General features: G+C 63.2%; 18 protein-coding genes. 8 read left to right on the top strand and 10 right to left on the bottom strand.

Annotated elements, in window-relative coordinates; genetic code table 11:
* The first annotated feature begins 112 nt into the window (after positions 1 to 112).
* On the top strand, positions 113 to 1,348 hold the full coding sequence (locus tag AC5Y6Y_RS07955) for a cytochrome P450 (protein WP_499918042.1): 1,236 nt from the start codon (positions 113 to 115) through the stop codon (positions 1,346 to 1,348).
* On the opposite strand, the gene AC5Y6Y_RS07950 is transcribed toward AC5Y6Y_RS07955, so the two are convergent.
* From AC5Y6Y_RS07950 to AC5Y6Y_RS07940, 3 genes are all read right to left on the bottom strand, one after another.
* Positions 1,332 to 2,525, bottom strand: a complete 1,194-nt coding sequence (locus tag AC5Y6Y_RS07950; RefSeq protein WP_473139058.1) for an amidohydrolase family protein — start codon at positions 2,523 to 2,525, stop codon at positions 1,332 to 1,334. The two genes, AC5Y6Y_RS07955 and AC5Y6Y_RS07950, sit on opposite strands and share 17 nt — an antisense overlap.
* A gap of 177 nt (positions 2,526 to 2,702) precedes the next feature.
* Complete coding sequence (locus AC5Y6Y_RS07945) at positions 2,703 to 3,605, bottom strand: TIGR03619 family F420-dependent LLM class oxidoreductase (RefSeq protein ID WP_473139057.1); 903 nt, start codon at positions 3,603 to 3,605, stop codon at positions 2,703 to 2,705.
* Positions 3,602 to 4,723, bottom strand: coding sequence for an acyl-CoA dehydrogenase family protein (locus tag AC5Y6Y_RS07940; RefSeq protein WP_473139056.1), 1,122 nt, complete (start codon positions 4,721 to 4,723; stop codon positions 3,602 to 3,604). Before AC5Y6Y_RS07940 ends, AC5Y6Y_RS07945 begins: the two co-directional genes overlap by 4 nt.
* A gap of 98 nt (positions 4,724 to 4,821) precedes the next feature.
* Here AC5Y6Y_RS07940 and AC5Y6Y_RS07935 point away from each other — a divergent pair, with 98 nt between their 5' ends.
* Genes AC5Y6Y_RS07935 through AC5Y6Y_RS07920 form a run of 4 tightly spaced genes read left to right on the top strand, consistent with a single transcriptional unit; the run spans position 4,822 to position 9,731 of the window.
* Entirely contained in the window at positions 4,822 to 6,015 is a 1,194-nt protein-coding gene (locus AC5Y6Y_RS07935; protein WP_473139055.1) for an amidohydrolase family protein, read from the top strand.
* 7 nt (positions 6,016 to 6,022) lie between these two features.
* Positions 6,023 to 6,988: an acyl-CoA dehydrogenase family protein gene (locus tag AC5Y6Y_RS07930; protein ID WP_473139054.1), complete on the top strand. Its 966-nt coding sequence runs from the start codon at positions 6,023 to 6,025 to the stop codon at positions 6,986 to 6,988.
* On the top strand, positions 6,985 to 8,181 hold the full coding sequence (locus AC5Y6Y_RS07925; RefSeq protein ID WP_473139053.1) for an acyl-CoA dehydrogenase family protein: 1,197 nt from the start codon (positions 6,985 to 6,987) through the stop codon (positions 8,179 to 8,181). Before AC5Y6Y_RS07930 ends, AC5Y6Y_RS07925 begins: the two co-directional genes overlap by 4 nt.
* Positions 8,182 to 8,189: 8 nt before the next feature.
* Positions 8,190 to 9,731: a class I adenylate-forming enzyme family protein gene (locus tag AC5Y6Y_RS07920; RefSeq protein WP_473139268.1), complete on the top strand. Its 1,542-nt coding sequence runs from the start codon at positions 8,190 to 8,192 to the stop codon at positions 9,729 to 9,731.
* A 44-nt stretch (positions 9,732 to 9,775) separates the two neighbouring features.
* Here AC5Y6Y_RS07920 and AC5Y6Y_RS07915 read toward each other — a convergent pair whose 3' ends face one another.
* The gene (locus AC5Y6Y_RS07915) at positions 9,776 to 10,492 is read right to left on the bottom strand and encodes a TetR/AcrR family transcriptional regulator (RefSeq protein WP_473139052.1); all 717 of its coding nucleotides are present in this window, start codon (positions 10,490 to 10,492) and stop codon (positions 9,776 to 9,778) included.
* Between the two features lie 48 nt (positions 10,493 to 10,540).
* Between AC5Y6Y_RS07915 and AC5Y6Y_RS07910 the strand changes: the two genes are divergently transcribed.
* The 3 genes from AC5Y6Y_RS07910 to AC5Y6Y_RS07900 all read left to right on the top strand — a co-directional run bounded on the left by AC5Y6Y_RS07910 (position 10,541) and on the right by AC5Y6Y_RS07900 (position 13,470).
* Positions 10,541 to 11,206, top strand: a complete 666-nt coding sequence (locus AC5Y6Y_RS07910) for a hypothetical protein (protein WP_473139051.1) — start codon at positions 10,541 to 10,543, stop codon at positions 11,204 to 11,206.
* Positions 11,203 to 12,012 (top strand): SDR family NAD(P)-dependent oxidoreductase, encoded by an 810-nt coding sequence (locus tag AC5Y6Y_RS07905; protein ID WP_473139050.1) that lies wholly within the window; start codon positions 11,203 to 11,205, stop codon positions 12,010 to 12,012. The genes AC5Y6Y_RS07910 and AC5Y6Y_RS07905 overlap by 4 nt, the downstream gene beginning before the upstream one ends.
* Positions 12,013 to 12,360: 348 nt before the next feature.
* On the top strand, positions 12,361 to 13,470 hold the full coding sequence (locus AC5Y6Y_RS07900; RefSeq protein ID WP_473139049.1) for a dihydrodipicolinate reductase: 1,110 nt from the start codon (positions 12,361 to 12,363) through the stop codon (positions 13,468 to 13,470).
* Here AC5Y6Y_RS07900 and AC5Y6Y_RS07895 read toward each other — a convergent pair.
* From AC5Y6Y_RS07895 to AC5Y6Y_RS07870, 6 genes are all read right to left on the bottom strand, one after another.
* Positions 13,457 to 14,590, bottom strand: coding sequence for an amidohydrolase family protein (locus tag AC5Y6Y_RS07895; RefSeq protein ID WP_473139267.1), 1,134 nt, complete (start codon positions 14,588 to 14,590; stop codon positions 13,457 to 13,459). The two genes, AC5Y6Y_RS07900 and AC5Y6Y_RS07895, sit on opposite strands and share 14 nt — an antisense overlap.
* A 144-nt stretch (positions 14,591 to 14,734) precedes the next feature.
* Positions 14,735 to 16,216, bottom strand: coding sequence for a class I adenylate-forming enzyme family protein (locus tag AC5Y6Y_RS07890; protein ID WP_473139048.1), 1,482 nt, complete (start codon positions 16,214 to 16,216; stop codon positions 14,735 to 14,737).
* The gene (locus AC5Y6Y_RS07885) at positions 16,213 to 17,013 is read right to left on the bottom strand and encodes an enoyl-CoA hydratase/isomerase family protein (RefSeq protein WP_473139047.1); all 801 of its coding nucleotides are present in this window, start codon (positions 17,011 to 17,013) and stop codon (positions 16,213 to 16,215) included. Before AC5Y6Y_RS07885 ends, AC5Y6Y_RS07890 begins: the two co-directional genes overlap by 4 nt.
* Positions 17,010 to 17,822 carry an enoyl-CoA hydratase/isomerase family protein gene (locus AC5Y6Y_RS07880; RefSeq protein ID WP_473139046.1) on the bottom strand — a complete coding sequence of 271 codons (813 nt, stop codon included), beginning with the start codon at positions 17,820 to 17,822 and terminating at the stop codon, positions 17,010 to 17,012. The genes AC5Y6Y_RS07885 and AC5Y6Y_RS07880 overlap by 4 nt, the downstream gene beginning before the upstream one ends.
* Positions 17,819 to 19,066: an acyl-CoA dehydrogenase family protein gene (locus AC5Y6Y_RS07875; protein ID WP_473139045.1), complete on the bottom strand. Its 1,248-nt coding sequence runs from the start codon at positions 19,064 to 19,066 to the stop codon at positions 17,819 to 17,821. Before AC5Y6Y_RS07875 ends, AC5Y6Y_RS07880 begins: the two co-directional genes overlap by 4 nt.
* Complete coding sequence (locus AC5Y6Y_RS07870) at positions 19,063 to 19,869, bottom strand: enoyl-CoA hydratase/isomerase family protein (RefSeq protein ID WP_473139044.1); 807 nt, start codon at positions 19,867 to 19,869, stop codon at positions 19,063 to 19,065. Before AC5Y6Y_RS07870 ends, AC5Y6Y_RS07875 begins: the two co-directional genes overlap by 4 nt.
* Between the last annotated feature and the right edge of the window lie 3 nt (positions 19,870 to 19,872).

Here is a 19,872-nt window from a genome sequence, read left to right as displayed (position 1 = left end):
GGTCATTCTCATACGAGACCCCTGAACCTGGTCGACACACCGTAGAAATATTGCTGGATGCAGGGTTGGATTGCGACACCATCATGGCCGATAAGGAGTCCGGGTCGATCCTATGAGCGCCGCCACGTCCGATGAACCCTTGGACTTCGACCCGTTCTCGGACGACTTCTTCAACGGTGCCTTCGCCACCTATCGGCGGATGCGGGATGAAGCACCGGTGTATTACAGCGCGAAGTGGGACTTCTGGGCGCTGACGAGGTACGACGACGTGGCACCGGCTACAAGGGATTACCAATCCTATTCGTCAGCTAAGGGCGCGACCCTGGACATGGTCAAGGCGCACGACAACGCCATTCCGGTGCCGAAGGTGATCATCTCGATGGATCCGCCCGAGCATCAGAAGATGCGCAGACTCGTGAGCAACGTCTTCACCCCGCGCGCTATCGCGGCGCTGGAAGACATGGTGCGCGAGAAGGTCTATGAACGCGTCGAAGCGCTCGATCCCCAATCTTTCGATGTGGTGGCCGACTTCTCGGCGCTGTTCCCCAATGACGTCATCACCACGATGCTCGGGGTGCCCAAAGAAGACCGCGACCAAATCCGGGTCTGGCTGGATCTGCTCTTGGAGCGCCACCCTGGAGAGATCGCCACCACCGCAACAGGTTATGACGCCTCAGTGCAGACCGGGATCTATTACTGGAACCTTGTGCAGAAGCGTCGCGCCGAACCGCAGGATGACATGATAAGTCGGCTTATCGAGACCGAGATCGAGCGCGACGGGCAGATCGAGAAGCTCACCGACGTGGATATCACCGGCTTTGCCACCATGCTCGGGGGAGCGGGCGCTGAAACGGTGACCAAACTAATTGGCAATGCCATGGTGGCGTTCGCCGACTTCCCCGATCAATGGCAGAAGTTGCGCGCGGACCGCAGCAAGATTCCGGCTGCGGTTGAGGAATTGTTGCGCTACGAGGCACCGTCTCAATACCAGGTCCGTACCGCGACCAGAGATCTTACGTTGCATGGCAACACGATTCCAGAAGGTGGCGCGGTTTTGCTGGTGACCGGCTCAGCGACACGCGATGAGCGGATGTTTCCCGATCCCGACCGGCTGGACATCGACCGGCAACGCAAGATGGGCTTCAATCTGGCACTTGGTTACGGTGTGCACAGCTGCCTGGGTGCCGCGCTGGCCAGAATGGAAAGCCGTATCGCGTTGGGCGCATTGCTGGATCTCGTTCCCGAATACGAAGTCGACCGCAGCGGGCTGCGGCGGGTGGCGATGTCCAACGTCTGCGGCTGGTCCAACGTTCCGCTGCACAACCTTGCCGTCACACCGCGACCTTGAGTCCTAACTGTTCAATAGCGTTGCCGCCCATGATCTTCGCCTTCGCGGTTTCCGGGATGCCATCGAGTCGGTCTACGAAGCTCAGTGGGTCGCCCATGCCCTCGGGGTGCGGAAAGTCAGAGCCGAACATCACATGGTCCTCACCCATGATGTCGACGATCCCTTTGACGTCGTCTTCGAGGAACGGGTGAATGTAGATGTTGCGCTTGAAAACCTCAACGGGGTGTTCGTCGAATTCCTTGGGCATGATGCGGTACGCCGTGTTGAGTTGTTCCAGCAGATTCCTCACCCAGCCGCTGCCGTTTTCGACACACAGGATCTTCAGTTCGGGAAACCGCGACAGTGCCCCGTGACAGATCATCGCCGCCAGAGTGTCTTCGATAGCTCGGTGTCCCATGACAACCTCGCGCAGGGCACTGGGCTTGAACGACAGGTATTCGCCACCGCCCTCCCACTCCATGAGATGTTTTTGATAGCCGCTGTCCGAAGCGTGCATGGTGACCGGCATGCCGGTCTTGACGACCTCTTCCCAGAACGGGTCGAACTCGGGCAGGCCCATCGAGCGCGATCCGCCGAAGCGACTGGGCACTGGCGCGGGCCGGACCAGGAATGTCTTCATACCGCGCTCGAGTCCCCAGTGGAATTCCCTGATCGCCTCGTCCACCAGCGGTAAACAAATGACCGGCGTCGCGAAGATGCGGTCGTTGTAGTTGAACGTCCAGTGTTCGTGCATCCACTCGTTGAGTGCGTGAATGATCGCGTGGGTCAGGATGACGTCGTCAGTGGTGCGCTCCTCGATGAGACTGGCGAGGGTGGGGTACATAACACATTGGTCGATGCCCAGCTCGTCCATCAGTTCGAGCCGTGGAGCGGGAGCCTGATAGGCGGGTATGACATCCATTGCCTCGCCGACGAACTCGCGGAAGTTGAGACCCTCCGGGTTGTTGCCAAGAAAGTAGTCCTCGGCACTGCCGGGCCTGGCCACCCGCGAGAAGGTCGGGTTGGGGATCATGTGGCTGATGTGATCCTTGACCACGAGCTTGGGGCGGCCGTTGACCTCGACGTAGCCGACCTTTCCCCGGTGTTCCATCGGCAGATATTTGGTGAGCGCGTCCGTCGTCTCGTACATGTGGTTGTCGATATCGAAAACCGGGTACGGCAATGAACGGGCAGGCATCTTATCCTCCTGAGCAGCGAATATGAGCATTTACGCTAAGTGAGAATGACGTTATCACCTTCCTGACCGGGCGTCGACCACCGCCCCGGTGGTGGTGACGGACGCTTCTCCATCAGCCAATGCACGACACGAACCCCGGCGGCGCGGGTGGCGGTGAGCAGTCAGGTGAGGTGCTCTTTACGTCGCGATGAACTCCGTGGCGAAGGCCTGGGACCGCTCGATGACTTCCGCTCGGTCCGCCCCGGTCGGTGCGATGGTGAGCCAGGTGACGCCCGCCGCGTGCAGCCTGTCGATGGTGGCGTGCCGTTCATCGGTCGACTTGTTGTCGTCCAACAGGTTTCCCGCCGAAAAGCAGATGTCGAGCGGGGCAGTACGACCGATCTCGGTTGCGTAGCTCTTGACCCAGTTGATGGCAGCCTCCAGGTCATCGAGCGTCGAGATCTCCGCGGTTCGTGATGCGGTGGCGTAGCCGAACGTGTTGAACGGCGCCCATCCTTGGGCACGGGATACCGCGCGGCGGATCGCCGGCTTGCTGTTGCCGCCCACCCAGACCGGTGGTGTGGCCGGGGGCAGTGGACGTAGCCGGACCCCGCGGGCCGCGAATGACGTTCCCTGATAGGCGATGTCTGCACCGGTCAATACCTTGTCGAGCACATCCAGAGCTTCGTCGAGCAGCGCCCCACGACTGTCGAAATCGATTCCAAGGGCGTGGAATTCGGGCCTGAGGTAGCCCGCTGCCGTTCCGAGGATGAGGCGTCCATTGGACAGCACGGCCAGGCTCTGGATGGATTTGGCGCCAAGGAACGGGTTACGGTACGCCGCGATGTAGACATTCGTCAGCAATTTGATGTCGGTGGTGGCGGCAGCCGCGAACGCAAGGGCGACGAACGGGTCCAGCGCGTGGTGACCCCCGTGGTCGAGCCACTTGGCATCCGGTGCGGGATGGTCGGTCACGTGCACGGCCGCGAATCCGCTTGACTCGGCTGCCCTTGCAATGGCGGCGATGGCGTCGGCGGTAACGAACTCGTGCGCCGCCGCGACCCGCTGGGTAGGCAGCTCCAGGGAGAACGAGATGGTCACGTGTGCCCTTTCTGAGCTGAAGTCGCCACGAGCTCACCCAGCCGCTGTGCGTGATAATCCGGGGTTCCAAAGATCAACTGACTTGCCTTGGCGCGACGGAGGTACAGGTGGGCATCGTGTTCCCACGTGAAACCAATGCCACCGTGTATGCGCATGTTGTCCAGGGCAACCTGCAAAAACGCCTCCGAACACACCATTTTCGCGACTGCCGCTGCGGTCGACGGCTCGTCGGCGTCAACCACCTCGGCGGCACGCGTTGCTGCCGAACGCGCCCCCTCAACCAGTACCAGCATGTCCGCGCACCGATGCTTGATCGCCTGGAAGCTGCCGATCGGCCGTCCGAACTGGATGCGGTTCTTCGCGTACTCGACCGCCATTTCGAGGCAGCGCTGCGCCGCGCCCAGCTGTTCGGCGGCCAGCGCGACAATGGCCACATCCGAAGTACGCGCCAGGAAGTGCGCGGCACCGCCGTCGGCTCCGATCAGCTCGGCTGCGACGCCGTCGAACTCGACCCGGGCAACCTTGCGGGTGCGGTCGAGTCCAGCCATCAGTGTCCGGCGTAGACCGGCTGCGTCGGCGGGTACCGCGAATAGCGAAATGCCTGCTTCGGTGCGGGCCGCCGCGAGAATCACATCGGCGGTGTGGCCGTCGAGCACCAGTGGCGCAGTACCGTGCAGCCGATAACCGGCGCGATGTTGCTGTGCACGCAAGCACACAGTGTCCGAGTCCCACGGTCCCAGTTGGCCATTGAGGATCAGGGTGGCGGTGCTCGTCCCGTCGACGAACCCTGGAACGAACTTCTCGGTCGCAGCTTCGTCGGCGCTGGCGAGAATCGCGGGTATGGCCAAAGCAACCGTGGCGAAGAAGGGCGCACACAGCAGAGCGGCGCCCATCTCCTCGAAAACTACTGCCAGTTCGGCCATTCCCGCGCCGGCCCCGCCCCAGGTGTCAGGAACCGCGATGCCAGTCAGGCCCAACTCGCCGGCAAGCTGCCGCCAGGACGCCGCGTCGAACCCGGTGTCTGTTGCCATCAGCGCGCGCACCGTCTCGATGGGTGACGTCGCATCAAGGAACTCGCGGACAGCGGCACGGAGCTCGTCTAGCTCGCTCTTTGCCACGCGATGTCTCCAAACGGACCCGAGATAGTGGTTTAGGGATCAGGATAGTATGTTTTCTGAATTAGAGAATAGCCATTCTCGTAAGAAGGAGCGACGCGGTGACGAAACTCGACTACGGGATTTTCGATTGCGACACCCACTGTTATGAGACCCGGGACGCGTTCACCCGCTATCTTTCCAAGAAGTTTCATGACCGCGCGATCACACCCGTCGTCGGCGCCGACGGCACGGAAGTCATCCTGGCCGGACATCGGATCGCTACGTTCAACAGTGAGGCCGGATTGGGCTTCGATGTGGCCTACCGACCTGGCTCGCTCAAGGAAATGCTCAAGCAGATGGGTTCGGGTAACCCGGACGAGACCTACGAACCGCAGCCGATGCGGCCGGAGTATCTGGAGCGAGAGCCCAGGCTGACGGTCATGGCCCAGCAGAACGTCGAACGCGCGGTAATCTTCCCCGCCGGTATGGCGCTGGCCGCTGAGCATTACGTTGACGACACCGAGGCCCTGTACGCGAACCTGCGCTCGTTCAACCGCTGGTTCGACGAGACGTGGGGCTTCAACTACCAGGACCGGCTGTACGCCACCGCCTTGCTGTCGTTGCGGGACCTCGAATCGTCGATCAAAGAGACCGAAGCGATCATTGAGCAGGGTGCACGGTTGGTGCTGCTGCCGACCGGGCCGGCCTACGGTCGCTCGCCCGGTGACCCGTACTTCGACCCGATTTATGCGCGGCTGCAGGAAGCCGGTTGCACGCTGGTCTTCCACATTCAACCGTTCTGGTATTTCAACGCCATCTCGCCAGCCTGGGGACACAACCCCGACCCAGCGGCGTGGCACATGTCCGCGTGGCAGTGGATGAACATCTACGGCCAGCGTCCGATAGAGGACACGCTGTCAGCGCTGATCTTCGACAACCTGTTCGGGCGATTCCCCGGACTGAATGTTCTTGTTGCCGAACATGGTGCGGAATGGGTGCCGCAGTTTGTCATTCACATGGACAAGAGTCGCGGCATGGGGCGAAACGGTCCGTGGATCGGCGGTAAGCTCACCGAACGTCCGTCACACATTTTCCGCCGCCATGTCGGTGTGGTCCCGTATCCCGAAGACGACATTCCGACCATCGTGGAACGGTTGGGCTATGACGAATGCCTGCTGATGGGCTCGGACTATCCGCACGCCGAAGGGCTGGCCGAACCGGCGGACTTCGTGAAGCTGCTCGACCCGCTCGACGATCCCGCCAAGAAGCGGATCATGCGCGACAACGCCGACCAGCTGCTGCGCCAGAGCTAGACGCTCGATGCCTGACGACCCCGAGGCTGACGTCGACCTCGATCTGCTGCGGGGGTCAGCGCGAAGATTTCTGGCGGAGCGCAACCACAAACAGTCCACAGCCGATCTGGCGACGATGGACTGGACAGGATTGCTGGTCGACGAAGCGTCGGGCGGGGCCGGCTGGCGGCCCGTTGAATCATGCATTGTGGCCGAGGAACTCGGTCGGGCGCAGGACGGATCGGCGTGGTTGGGGACCGTCGTGGCCGCCGCAGCGGTCGCATCCGGGCCCGATGAAATCAGGCAACAATGGCTGCCCGGGTTGCTCAGCGGTGCGTTCACCGCGGGGCTGATCAGCCACGAATCTGCGCGCGCCATCCGCGGAGACGAAGTGAACATTTTCGTCACACTGAGCGACAACGGCATTCACCTTGCCGATGCGTCAAAGGTCCGAGTGCGCCGCCTTGACGGCGATCTGCTGGATGTCACCCGTCCGGTCTGGCGTGTTGAGATCGACGAGGCTTCAACAGTGTTGATCGGATCGCCTGAGCATGCCCGGCAGCTGACCCCGCTGGCCCGGCTGCTGGTCGCTGCCGATTCCGTCGGCGCCGTGTCGATGACTCTCGAGCGGTTGACGTCATATTTGAGGGAGCGCATCGCGTTTGGCGTACCCGTCGCGAGCTTCCAGGCGATCCAGCACCGACTGGTGGAGCTTCTCGTCTTCGTAGTCAAAGCACGCGCTGTCGTGATGAAGGCTGCCCGCGCCGTCGCCGCCGCCGATGATCGGGCGATGGTGCTGGCGACCGTCGCACACGCCTTCGTTACCGCGAAAGCGACTGCCGCCGTGGACGAGTGCATGCAACTCTCCGGAGGGATCGGCTTCACCTGGGAGTATCCGCTGCACTATGAACTGCGCCGGGTTTTCACCAACGGCCACCTGATGGGCACGGCACGATCAAGTCGTGCGCTGGTCGCCGAGGTGTTGCGCTGGTGAATGGTGTGGGCAGCAGGCCGAGCGCGGAACAACTTGCGGCGTTTCGGAACCGGGTAAGGGCGCACATCGCGCAGCACGCGCCGGCCATCGAAGCACGTGAGGGGCATCGCGCGCCGGTTGATGCCGCGCAGGAAGCCCAGTTGCGCAACTGGTTCGCCGGATTGTTCGACGCGGGTTTCGTCGGCGCGGATTGGCCGGTCGAGTACGGTGGGCGCGCCGAGCACCATCCGCTGCATGACCGCGTTGTCAGCGAGGAGATTCTGCGTGCGCGTGCACCGCGCCCCGTCGACCAGGTAAATCTCGCGGCCCATGTGCTGCTGCACTTCGGGTCGCAAGAGCAGAAGCAGGCGTTGCTGCCGCCGATCCGGCGCAGCGAACACGTGTGGTGCCAATTGCTCAGCGAGCCCGATGCGGGCAGTGACATTGCCGCCGTCCGCACCCGCGCTGTGCAACGGATCGACGGCAGTTGGGTGATCGACGGACAAAAGACGTGGATCACCGACGGGCACTGGGCCGACATGGGCCTGGCGCTCGTTCGGACCGACCCGACTTTGTCTCGTCACCATGGACTTTCGGTGTTCACGGTGCCGCTGTCGGCACCCGGAGTCGAGGTCCGACCCATCCGCACCGTCGGAGACGCGATCGAAGTCAACGAAGTCTTCATGACCGGTGTGGTGGTCGACGCGAACAGTCTCATCGGCGAAGCCGGCCATGGTTGGTCGATCATCATGGCGGGCTTGGACTTCGAGCGCTTCGGCATCGGCGGCAACGTGATCCTGCTCGAATTGCTGATCGACGACGTTGTGACCGTGGCACGACAGGCACTCGTCGACGGCGCGCCGGCGCTGACCCACAACGACATTCGCCAAGCCATTGCAGAACTCGCCGTCGAGGTCGAGGTAGCCAAGTCGTTCATCGACGACCACGTCGAACGGCTCATCATCGGAGCCGACCAACCCGGTGACGGCTCGATCGCAAAGTTGAGCTTCGCCGAGACCTACCACCGGGTTTCGGCCTACGGGGCAGAACTTGCCGCCGCCGCAGTGGATGCCGGCACCGACGACGTTCAGCAGGCGAAAGCGCGTCTGCGAGAATGCTGGTTATGGTCGCGGGCCTATACGATTTCCGGCGGAAGCTCGGAGATGATGCGTAACATCCTCGCGAAACGTCGCCTGCTGTTGCCGAGCGGGTGAGCGGGCAAGTGGGTGGGGAGACATATTGGGGTCTCGTCGACGCGGCGGCGGATGCCCATCCGGACCGCGTCGTCCTGACCGATGACTACGGTCGCAGCCTCACCTGTGCGCAGCTTCGAGATGAAGGTCTGCGCACGGCGGCGGCACTGTCGGAATCCGGAGTAGGCGCGGGCACCGTGGTGTCGTGGCAGTTGCCGACCACGCTGGAGACGGCGGTGGTAATGGTGGCACTCGCCCGCCTAGGCGCGGTGCAGAATCCGATTCTGCCGATCTGGCGCGAAAGCGAAGTCCGTTTCGTCACAGCACAACTCGCCACCGAGGTACTCGTAGTCCCGGGCCGGTGGCGTGGGTTCGATCACACCGCGTTGGCTACCGAAGTGGCCGGGCAGCGACCGATGTCAGTGGTGGTGATCGATCACGACGCCCCGATAACGGGGTCTCTTCGGCTACCCGCGGGCGACCCCGCAGCGCTGCCCCCTGCGCCTTCTTCGGGAGAAGGTCCCCGCTGGATCTACTACTCCTCGGGCACCACCGCCGCGCCAAAAGGCGCCCGCCATTGCGACCGCTCGGTGATGGCAGGTGCTGCGGGAGTACTCGGCATCGTAGGGGCGTCGAATACTGATGTGAACCCGATAGCCTTTCCCATCTCGCACATCGGTGGTGCGGCAATGCTCGCGGCGAGTTTGCAGAGCGGCATGCGATTGGTGTTGTTCGACTCGTTCGACCCCGTGGCCACCCCCCAGGCGCTCGCGGCGCACCGGCCGACGCTATTAGGTACTGCCACCCCCTTTTTCGTTGCATTCATGGCTGCGCAGCGCGCCCACGGAGCCGAACCGCTCTACCCCGATCTGCGCGGCTGCGTAGGTGGTGGGGCGCCCATCACTGCCGAATTGGGACGCCAATTGCGGGAAACGTTCTCGGTTAATGGTGTCGCCAATTCGTGGGGCCTGACCGAATTTCCGGTGGCGACGTCGCAGACTCCGGAGGGTGCACCCGACCTGCTTGACCACACGGTGGGACTTCCTGTCCCAGGAGTATCGGTGCGCGTTGTCGACAGCAGTGAACGCGAGGTGGACATCGGTCAGGAGGGTGAACTGCGACTCAAGGGACCGCAGTGCTTCCTTGGGTACGTCGACGAATCGCTGAACGCCAGTGCTTTCGACCGCGAGGGGTGGTTTCGCAGTGGCGACCAAGGAAGACTCGACACTGACGGCAACGTCATCATCACCGGGCGAATCAAGGACGCGATCATCCGCAATGCGGAGAATATTTCGGCTCTTGAGATCGAGGGGGTGCTGGCAACGCACCCGGCGGTTGCCGATGTCGCGGTCATCGGCGTGCCGGATCCGCGGACCGGCGAACGGGTTTGCGCCGTGGTAGTACCTCAACCAGGAAGTCCGGTCACGCTCGCCGCGCTGGCCGAGCATTGTCAGAAGCAAGGTCTGAGCCGGCACAAATCCCCGGAGCGGCTCGAAATCTTGGGAGCGTTGCCGCGAAACCTCACTGGCAAGGTGCTGAAGAACCAACTCCGCGTGCGCTTTAGCGTCTGACGCACCGCCCTCGCGCGTCATGTGTGGGGGATTTGTATTTCTTCTCAGCGCTTTTCGTTCAAAGGGCCCACACTCGGTGTGGTTCGCGCACGAGCAATCTGCGCGGCCCCGTTCCCGGTGATGAGCCACAGCGTCGCGAGTTGGGCGATGAAATCATCGAGAGATAGTTCGACGTCGCCGTTGACGTAGCACAGGATTGCGTCTGCGGTGCCTCCGACGATGAAAGCCGGCGCGACCTTGGCCAATGGGTCGGTCTCCAATTCGACGCCGTGCACCATTCGTCCGTGATCGATCAATACACCGGTGAGGCGGTGCATGACCGTGACGCGGTGGTCGCGCAACTCAGGCGATGCCGCGACGCCCCCCAGCAGTACACGCGCGCGGCGCGGATCGTCAACCAGCTCGCGCACCGCAGCGGCCACACCGGCTAATGCTTGCGCCTCCAGTGGCCCGTCAGCTGACTCGTCTGCTGCCCGGACTGTGGCGGCACGAACATCCTCGGCGATGTCGTCGACAACGGCGGCAGACAAGGCATCGAGATCGGTGAAACTTTCGTAGAAGTATCTCTTGTTCAAACCGGCTGTAGTACAAAGCTTTTCGACCGTCGCACTGCGCCATTCGTCGCGCGACATCACCTCCATCGCGGCATCCAGCAGACGCCGGCGTCGCTGCGCGCGGCGGGAGTCCGCGGATTGTCCACCGTAGGAACGCTGCGTGGAGTCAGGCACCGCTCGATCGTTGCAGATTGACTGCACCCACATATTCTGGCACGGTGTCGTACCAGATGACCACGATAAGGAGGGCTCATAATGACCTCGGCCGCAGACGCCATCGAAAACCCGGTAGTGACGACATCAGTGCTTGACGACCTGCGGTTGCTATCCCAGAACTCGCCCGTCCTTGCGCAACGGCAGGGCTGGAGTTACCTCCGCGAACTCGGTGAGGCTGGTCGGCGCGACCAATTGTCCGCACTTTTCGAGCGCGGCGACGCCCCCGACGGTCCGCACGGCGCATTGGAGGGGCTGATCGTCGGCAACCTCTTCGGTATACCGGAGGCCGCCCTGGCCAACCCCTTGTTGAAGATCAATCCGACCTGGCGGGGAAAGACTTTCGATACCGACACCGGCTTCAACCGGCTGGCGCCGTTGGCCCGGTATGCGCTGCGCGCCATTGCGCCCCTCTACTCCGGGCTGCGCAGAGTTGGCTCTGAGATAGAGGGCTTTTCCTTCAATCATCGGATCGACACCGCTGCAGTTGCGCCGTACATCAAGGTGCGAGCATTGGACTACAGCCCTGAGGAGTACCGCAATCCCAGCGTTCGGACATTCCCGATCAAACGGACCCGCGACGAGGTGGTGGAACTCCTGCCCGGTCTTTACCTTGGCCGTGCGTTGTTGATGATGCGTAGCGGCGAAATTCGTCTCATCGCCTACTTCGCACTGCGAGAGTTCGCCGACGAGCGTTCAAGCCGATGATCGACCTCGCCGGAGCGGTTGCGTGCGTCACGGGTGGCGCACGCGGCATCGGTCGAGCGACGGCTGCGGCCTTGGTCGCCCGGCGGGCAACGGTATGGATTGGCGATCTTGACGCCGACGAAGCCGAACGCACTGCCCGCGAAATCGGGGCCAGAGCAACCTGTCTGGATGTGACCGACGAATCCAGTATGGCGGCGTTTCACCAAGCCGCCGCCGCCGACGGTCCGGTCGCGATGCTGGTGAACAACGCCGGCATTCAGTACATGGGCCCCTTCGTCGAGCAGAAGCTTTCGGCCTATCACCGGGAAGTAGCGGTCAACCTGGTTGGCGTCATCAATGGCATGCACGAGTTCCTGCCCGAGATGGTGAACCGCAATCACGGGCACATCGTCAACCTCGCGTCGATGGCGGCAAAGGTGACCACGCCAGGGATCTCGGTGTATTGCGCGACGAAATCGGCCGTGGCCGCACTGTCTCGCGCCGTCCGTGCCGAAATCGCTGATACCGACGTCACTATCACCACGGTCATGCCGACCGCTGTGCACACCGAGCTGACCGCGGGGGTGACGCTGGACCTGCTGCCGACCAGGCAACCCGACCAGATTGGCGCGGTCATCGCCGACAGTGCGCGGCGGCCGGGACGGGAGGTCACCGTGCCGCGGTGGCTGGCACCGTTCGGGCTGGTAGAAGAAGTCACCCCAGAACCCTTGCTTCAGATGATCAAACGGCTCGCCACCCGGAACGAGCCACCCGGGCATTTCGACGAGACCCAGCGCCGCAATTACCTTGATCGGATCGGCGGGTGAGGGCCCTGACGGCCGTCTGGCAACCCTTGTTGCCAAGCATCGCGTGCCGGCGCTTGAACCCGCACTTACCTCATGATTCGCGAGCCGTCATGGGGAACTACGGATTCCCGTTGCTGGGTGATGGGTACGTTGTCGTAACCTTGACTCCTGATTACACGCCTTTTAGCGTGGATTCGGAATCCCGAGGAACTTGTCTCGGACGCTCGAGAATCGACAGCCAGGCTGGTGGCGAATGAGTGCCGTGGGGTCGCGAATCTCTCATGTTGTGCGCGATGCCGCCGGGGGTGGCGTGGCCCTATCCGAAGCGCTGCGCAGAGTTGGCATAGCGAGATGGGGAGGGGAGCGAGAGTGGTCGACGAGCCTGGCGGTAAACGGCCCCGAGTGGTGCATGTGGGCACCGGACTCACTGGTAAAGAGGCATTGCGTGCGGTAATCGGCGATCCTGCGTTGGACCTGGTGGGAGTGAAGGTCTCTACTCCGGACAAGGTCGGCGTCGACGCCGGTCGCCTTGTCGGACAGCAGGACACCGGCGTGACGGCGACGGACGATGTCGAGGCGGTACTGGCCTTGAAGCCGGATTGCGTTCTTTACTGCGCTACCGCCGTACGGCGCGAGGCCGATGCGATCGCCGACATCGTGCAGTACCTCAAGGCAGGCGTCAATGTCGTGACGATCTCGCTGATCCCGCTGGTGTATCCACCTGCTGCGCCGGCAGAGTGGCGCCAAGCCGTGAAAGACGCTGCTGAGCAGGGAATCTCGACTTTCTACGCAACTGGTAGCGAGCCCGGCTTCATCAGCCTCAACCTACCTACTGCCTTACTCTCCGGCGCGGGCACTGTCGAGTCCTATCGAATGGACGAGTACGCGCTCGATTTGGACACGTCCTACCCGATCTGGGACGTCCTGCACGAATCCATGGGTTTCGGGAAGCCGGACGGCCATGTTCCTGTCCGTATCGCCTCGGGCAAGGTGAACCATGATTGGGATACCGTGGTGTGCTATATCGCCGAAATCCTTGGGCTGGAACTGGATTCGGTCGAGCTCGATTGGGAGACCTTGCTCGCGCCCTCGGATCTGCAAACCGCCTTGGGCGTCATCGAAGCAGGAACGATTTGCGCTCATCGCTGGCAGCTGGCCGGGGTCATCGAGAATAAACCAGCGGTCGCCGTGCAATATTTCGCTACAGTCAGCAGCACACCATGGCCCGCGCACTGGCCAAAGCCGGCACGAGGAGGTCAAGGCGGCATGGTGTTTCGGATCGAGGGCGATCCCAGCATGAGCCTGGCACTGCATCTTCCACAGTCACCCGCTGATCGTGTGAATCCAGGTATCACGGTCACGGCGATGGCCGCGGTGAACGCGATACCGGATGTCGTGTGTGCGCCACCGGGGCTGCTCACCAATCCGTTGGCGGGTCCGTCAGTCGTGAGCAGGCAGTCGCGCTCTAAAGGCCGATGAGTTCCCTGAGGTTGCCACCCATCACCCGTGCGGTGGTGACGGCGGGCAGGTTCTCGAGTTGCTTGATGAAAGTGGCTGGCTCGGCGAGCCCCTCCGGATGCGGAAAGTCTGAACCGAACATCACCCGATCCGCGCCGATTACCTCGATCAGGTGCGACATGTCTTCTTCGTGGAACGGGTTGACCCACACGTGTCTACGGAACACGTCACAAGGATTCTCGTTGAAGTCCCGCGGTTTCTTGCGGTAGACGCGGTCGAACACCTCCATCAGGCGCTGAGCCCACGACCCGCCGTTCTCGACCACCCCGATGCGGAGTCCCGGGAATCTTTCGAACACACCATGGGCGATGAACGCCGCCAGCGTGTCAAAGATGTGCCGGCTCTCCTCGTAGATGAAGCCGCGAAACTTGGTCAGTTGGAAGCCCTGAAACTCGTCGCCGCCCTCCCAGTCGTTCAGGTAGCGGTCATACCCCGCATCAGAGTTGTGCATCTGAACGGAAATTCCGGACGACTCGACCAGACGCCAGAATTCGTCGAATTCGGGCAATGCGGGGGAGCGCGAGGTGCCGTCGTCACGCGGCACCGGTGCCGGCCGAATAAGTATCGTCTTGGCGCCGTTGGCCAGGCACCATTCGAGTTCCTGGACGCCTTGGGCGGGATCGTTGAGCGAGACCGCAGGAACGGCGAGAATCCTGTTCTGATAATTGAATGTCCAGTCATCCAGGAGCCAACGGTTGAAGGCGTGCGTAATCGCATGAGTGAGCTCGGAATCCGACTTCGTCCGTTCCTCGAGCATCCCGGCGGTCGTCGGGAACATCACCGCACCGTCGACACCCTGGCGATCCATCAGCGCCAGTCGCAGATCCGGCCTTCGGAATTCGTCCGGGCACCGGATGGGTTCGGCCAGCTCGCGCAGCGACTTGCCGTCGGGGTTAATGCCCCGGTAGTAGTCGGCCCAGGCGCCCGGGGTGGGGATTACCTCGTAGGTGGGGTTGGGGATGCATTCCGTGACGACACCAAGGATCTGCAGCTTCGTGCGACCCTTCACGTCGACGAACTTCAGTGCCTCGGAATACTTCTCCGGCAGATAGCGGGTGTAGGCGTCGATGGTCTCGTACATGTGGTTATCGGCATCCCACACCTCGAAAGCCTGTCCATCCTTCACGGCCGCCTCCTCTGCACGTTGCTGTCGGAGACAACTATATCCGAATACGAGAACTGACATTTCCGCTACTGGTCCAAGAGGTCGGTGCAGTAACCGCCGTCAACGCCGAGGGTTGGACTGGGACGTTGCGGATGCGCCATCGGCGAGCACAGCCAGGTCGCGCTTGACAACTTTGCCAACTTCGTTGCGCGGCAGCTGATCCACGAACACCACACGAACCGGAACCCGATAAGGCGTCAGTCGCTCCCGGCACCAGGACAACAGCTCGATCTCGGAGAGCGATTGGTTGGCGCGCACCACAAATGCCCACGGCACCTCGCCCAGCCGCTCGTCGGATACCCCTACCACCGCCGCATCGCGCACACCGTCGGCGGCCACCAGCACATCCTCGACCGCGCCGGGAAACACCTTGAGCCCGCCTCGATTGATCATGTCCGACACCCGGCCGTCGAGCCACAGGAAGCCGTCGTCGTCGAACCAGCCGAGGTCACCGGTGTGGAACCAGCCGTCCTCGGTGAGACGGTCGAGGAAGGCCGGGTCGATCTTGCGGGCCGCGGTGGTCGGTGTCCGGACCATCACCTCGTCGTCGGTGACCCGCACGTCGATGCCCGGCAGCGGACGGCCCACGGAGCCGAGCTTGGCTTCACCCCATTCGCGCGCGTCGGCGGCCGACCAACCCACTACTTCGCCGCCGAGTTCGGTCTGACCGTAGGAGTTGAGCACCAGCACGCCGAACTTGTCGCGGAATCGCGCGGCCTGAACCGGAGAAAGGGGAGCGGTGATGGACCGGACGATCTCGAGCGGCGACAGGTCGGTGACTGTGTCGTCGTGCAACACCATCGTCAACGCCGCAGGCGGTAATACCGTGGAGCGCAGTCGATGTCGCTGAACCAGCGCCGCGAAGTCAGCCGCCGAGAACCGATCCATCAGTACCACACCCGAACCCGCGCGAAACGCGAACAGCACCTGGTAGATGCCCGCCCATAACGATAAAGACAGCGGTACCAAGTTGGGCATCGGGGCACGTCTCCCGCTCTTACCGGACTTTGCTCCGCGTAGCTTGGCCAGCAACCGGTCAATGAGATCCAACACAGTGGCATGGCGTAGCGGCACCGGTTTCGGCGGGCCGGTGGTGCCCGAGGTGAACTGCAGTAACGCGACATCGGCGTCGTAGCTGCGTGGCTCGGACGATTCGGCGATGGATGCGCTCGCTGACCACGTCAACCCAGAACGCGTGACGACGGGTAGCTCGAAGGCCGAAAACCGTTGAGCCAGCGAAGGGGTGGTGACTACCGCAACGGGCCGCAACGTTTGCAGCTGGGCGACAAGCTCAGCTTCGGCGACCCGCGGGTTCAGCGGGGTGTACACGCCGCCGGCGTGCCAGGTGCCGAAGAGCGCAGCGACCGTCACGGCTTCATTGGGCAGCATCGCGGCGACTACTTGGCCGGTGGTCAAGCCGATCTCAGTGAGCACCCGACCCATCTGCTTTGCGCTGGCGGTGAGGTCTGCGCGTGTCACCTCGCCGTCGAGGGTGTGCACGGCGACGTCGGGCAGGCCCGCGAGAACCTCAGTCAGACTCACGAATCCCTCTGCAACGGCAGCCAATTCGGTGGTCTCTTGTCGGCGAAGGCCAACGGCCCCTCATTCTGGTCAGGGTGTCCCCACATCGATGTCAGATGCTTGGCGCCTTCCCTGCACGCGTCGGTCAGCCCATGCTCCAGCGCACCCCACAGCGCACGCTTGGTGGCCCGCATGGCCGCGGGCGAATTCTTGGCGATCTGCTCCGCAAGCTGCTGCGCGGCGTCCCGCAATCTTTCGGGCGGATCGATGATTTCGCTGATCATCCCGAGTTCGTATGCGCGTCGTGCGGTCAGCCGCTCGTGACTGCCGACCAGCGCCATGCGCAGCACCGCTTCGGCCGGCACTTTGCGCATCAGGGCGATCGTCTCCAAAGCCGAGACCTGACCGATGGAGACATGCGGGTCGACAAATGTTGCGTCGGACGCGGCGATGACGATGTCGGCGTCGGCCACCCAGTGCAGACCGCCGCCCGCGCAGACACCGTTGACCGCGGTGATCACCGGCTTGCCGACGTTGCAGTGCCAGGCGGTGAGTTTGAGGTCGAGTGTGCGCATCGTCTCCTGGAACTGCAGCACGGCTGCACCGTCGAGTTCTTCGACGTCGGCGCCCACCTGGAAACCCCGGCCGTTCCCGGTGTGCACGATGACGCGGACATCGGGGTCGGCGTCCAATTCCGCCCACGCTCTGGGGAATTCTTCGCGCATCGTGGCGTCGTAGGCATTGAGGCGGTCCGGACGGTTGTTGATGATCCAGCCGACGGGTCCGTGCCGCTCCACGACAAGCCGCTGATAGGTCATGAAACCTCCGCGGATTCGAGTGGTTCCCAGCGCGCGGGCCGCTGCTCCGTCCAGGCCCGGACGCCTTCGGCGTGGTCGGGGTGATTCCGGAGGCGCCAGATCTCTTCGGCCGCATCGTTGCGCGCCTGGGTGAGTCCGACCTCCAGCGATCGCCACAGCGCTTTCTTGGTGGCGCGCATCGCCGTTGGCGAGTTGCGGGCGATGACGGCGGCCAGCCGTGCGGCCGCTTCGCGGAGCTCGCCGTCCGGGACCACCTCGGACAGGATTCCCAGCTCGTACGCGCGCTGGGCCGAGATTCGCTCGCCCTTGCCGCTGAGCGTCATTCGGGCGATCGCCTCCATCGGGGACTTCCGCAGCAGGGTGATCGCCTCGTAGGCGACCGCTTGTCCCACCGATACGTGCGGATCGACGAAAGACGCCGACTGGGCTGCGATGACGATGTCGGCATCGGCAACCAGGTGCAACCCCCCGCCCGCGCACACACCGTTGACGGCCGCGATCACCGGCTTCCACACCTGGCAGTGCCAGGACGAGATCATCAGCGCCGCATCCCTGGTCCGCCGTGAGTGCCGGCGCATCGCCTCCTTGTCCCGGGCTACCTGCACGACGTCCATGCCCGTGCAGAACGCGCTACCGTTTGCGGTGTTGACGATCACCCGCACCTCGGGGTCGGCTTCAAGAGTGGCCCACGCGGATTCGAGCTCGTCGAGCATGAGTGCGTCGAAAGCGTTGCCGGCGTCCGGACGATTCAGGATGAGCCATCCGATGCCGTCCGACTTTTCCACTACGAGTCGTTCATAACCGCTCACGAGCGGGGAATGTCTCGCCACGGCTTGCCTTTCCACGGGTCGGGTTCGCGGGGCAGGCCGAGCACCCGCTCGCCGAGAATGTTCTTGTTGATGTCGGTGGTGCCGCCTTCGGTTGCATTGGCGAGGCTGCGCAGCATGCCGTGCACCTCGGGCGGCATGGCATCCGGATCGTCGGCAGCGGGCCATGCGACTGCATCCGTGCCAAGCAAGTCGACCATCAGGTCTTGAATCTGCTGATTGAGGGTGGCTTGGTGCACTTTGCCGATCGACGACGCAGCGCCAGGGGACTGGCCGGCCGAAAGTGCCGCCCGCACGCGGGCATTGGTCCAGCCCCGGACCTTTTCCTGGGCCCACAGACGCATGACTTTCACTCGGACCACTGGATCATCCCAGCGGCCGGTTTCCTGAGCGAGGGTGATCAGCCGCTCGGCGCTGAAGCCGCCGAGACGTCCCATGCCGCCGGACCCCGACCCCGAGACCATCTGGCGTTCGCTGGACAGCGTCGACGCGCTGACCCGCCAGCCGTCATTGATATCGCCGACCCGGTGCTCGTCGGGAACACGGGCACCGTCGAGGAAGACTTCGTTGAATTCCTTTTCGCCGGTGATCTGACGCAGCGGGCGGACCTGGACGCCTGGCTGGCGCATGTCGAGCAAAAAATAAGTGATGCCTTGGTGTTTCGGTTGGTCTGGATCAGTGCGGGCCAACAGGATGGCGAAGTCGGCTTCATCTGCCCAGGTGGTCCAGACCTTCTGGCCGGTAATGATCCACTGATCACCGTCGCGCACGGCACGGGTGGCAAGTGAAGCGAGGTCGGAGCCGGCGCCGGGCTCGCTGAACAGTTGGCACCACTTCTCCTCGTTGCGCACGATCGGCGGCAGGAAGCGCCGTCGTTGCTCCTCGGTCCCGTGGCTGAACAGTGCGGCGGCGGCATTATTGAGGCCCAGCGGGTTGAGCCGGGAAAACCGCAACGGCCGCAGCACGGTTTCGATGGCGCGGGCGGCGTCATCGGTGATGCTCAGCCCGCCGTGTTCGGTCGGCCAGGTGGGCGCGACCAAACCCGACTGTGCGAACGCCGGGTACCACTGCCGGTAATCAGACGGACTCCGAACGGTGCGTAAGGCGTCGGGCCCAGCGGCCGCCGCGGCGCGCCACGTTTCTGGCACCTCGTCGGTGATCCACCGCTCTACCGCGGTGACCGCTTCAGCGACGCTGGTGGCAGGGCCGATTGGTACCGGTGTCATCGGCCCTGAAACTTTGCATCGCGTTTGTCGCGAAAGGCAGCCAGACCTTCGCGGAAATCTTCACTGCGGCTGGATAATTCGAGCGCCATCGCCTCATTCTGCAGGTGACGGTCGAGGTCGAGTCCGTTGCCGCTCTGCAGCAGCCACTTGGTGAGGCCGAGCGCAACCGTGGGCGCAGCACTGAGTGTCGACACCAGTTCGGTTGCGGCAGCTTCCAAGTGGTCAACCGAGACTGCACTGTGGATGATGCCCCACTGTGCTGCGGTGGCACCGGAGATCTCTTGACCCAGCATGAGCAACTGGCGGGTGCGGACCATACCGATCAGGCGGGGGAGCAGCCATGCCGCGCCACTGTCGGGCGTGAATCCGCGTGCCATGAATGGTTCCCAGAACCGGGCGTCGTCGGTGGCCACACAGAAATCGGCGGCCATCGCGACGTGAAACCCCAGCCCCGCCGCCCAGCCACGCACTACAGCCACGATCGGCACCTGGGTTTCCAGCATCAACGGGATCAACCGGTTGGCTTTACTGGGCAACCGGCGCTGCGTGCTGCCCACGCGGGGCTTACGTTCCGATTTCGCATTATTGGCGATCAAGTCGGACCCCGCGCAGAAGTCGGCTCCTTCGGCGTCGATTCGGATGACACGCACCGACTCGTCGATTCCCGCAGCCGCGATATGGGCGATCAGGGCGTCGAGCATCACATCGTCGACGGCGTTGCGGCGATCAGCACGATCAAGGGTCAGCCGCAGTGTCGAATCATGTTGTACGGCTTGAAGTCCCGGAACAGTATTGTAAGTCATTTG

The organism is Mycobacterium sp. NGS24 (genome assembly GCF_059813065.1).
The sequence above is the reverse complement of the archived record's forward strand: the minus strand, read 5'-3'. Positions and strand labels throughout refer to the sequence as shown.

Coding starts and splice junctions, on each gene's coding strand:
- AC5Y6Y_RS07955 (WP_499918042.1), top strand. CDS start 113: ATGAGCGCCGCCACGTCCGATGAACCCTTGGACTTCGACCCGTTCTCG.
- AC5Y6Y_RS07950 (WP_473139058.1), bottom strand. CDS start 2,525: ATGCCTGCCCGTTCATTGCCGTACCCGGTTTTCGATATCGACAACCAC.
- AC5Y6Y_RS07930 (WP_473139054.1), top strand. CDS start 6,023: ATGCCTGACGACCCCGAGGCTGACGTCGACCTCGATCTGCTGCGGGGG.
- AC5Y6Y_RS07915 (WP_473139052.1), bottom strand. CDS start 10,492: ATGTGGGTGCAGTCAATCTGCAACGATCGAGCGGTGCCTGACTCCACG.
- AC5Y6Y_RS07910 (WP_473139051.1), top strand. CDS start 10,541: ATGACCTCGGCCGCAGACGCCATCGAAAACCCGGTAGTGACGACATCA.
- AC5Y6Y_RS07905 (WP_473139050.1), top strand. CDS start 11,203: ATGATCGACCTCGCCGGAGCGGTTGCGTGCGTCACGGGTGGCGCACGC.
- AC5Y6Y_RS07895 (WP_473139267.1), bottom strand. CDS start 14,590: ATGTACGAGACCATCGACGCCTACACCCGCTATCTGCCGGAGAAGTAT.
- AC5Y6Y_RS07885 (WP_473139047.1), bottom strand. CDS start 17,013: ATGACCTATCAGCGGCTTGTCGTGGAGCGGCACGGACCCGTCGGCTGG.
- AC5Y6Y_RS07875 (WP_473139045.1), bottom strand. CDS start 19,066: ATGACACCGGTACCAATCGGCCCTGCCACCAGCGTCGCTGAAGCGGTC.
- AC5Y6Y_RS07870 (WP_473139044.1), bottom strand. CDS start 19,869: ATGACTTACAATACTGTTCCGGGACTTCAAGCCGTACAACATGATTCG.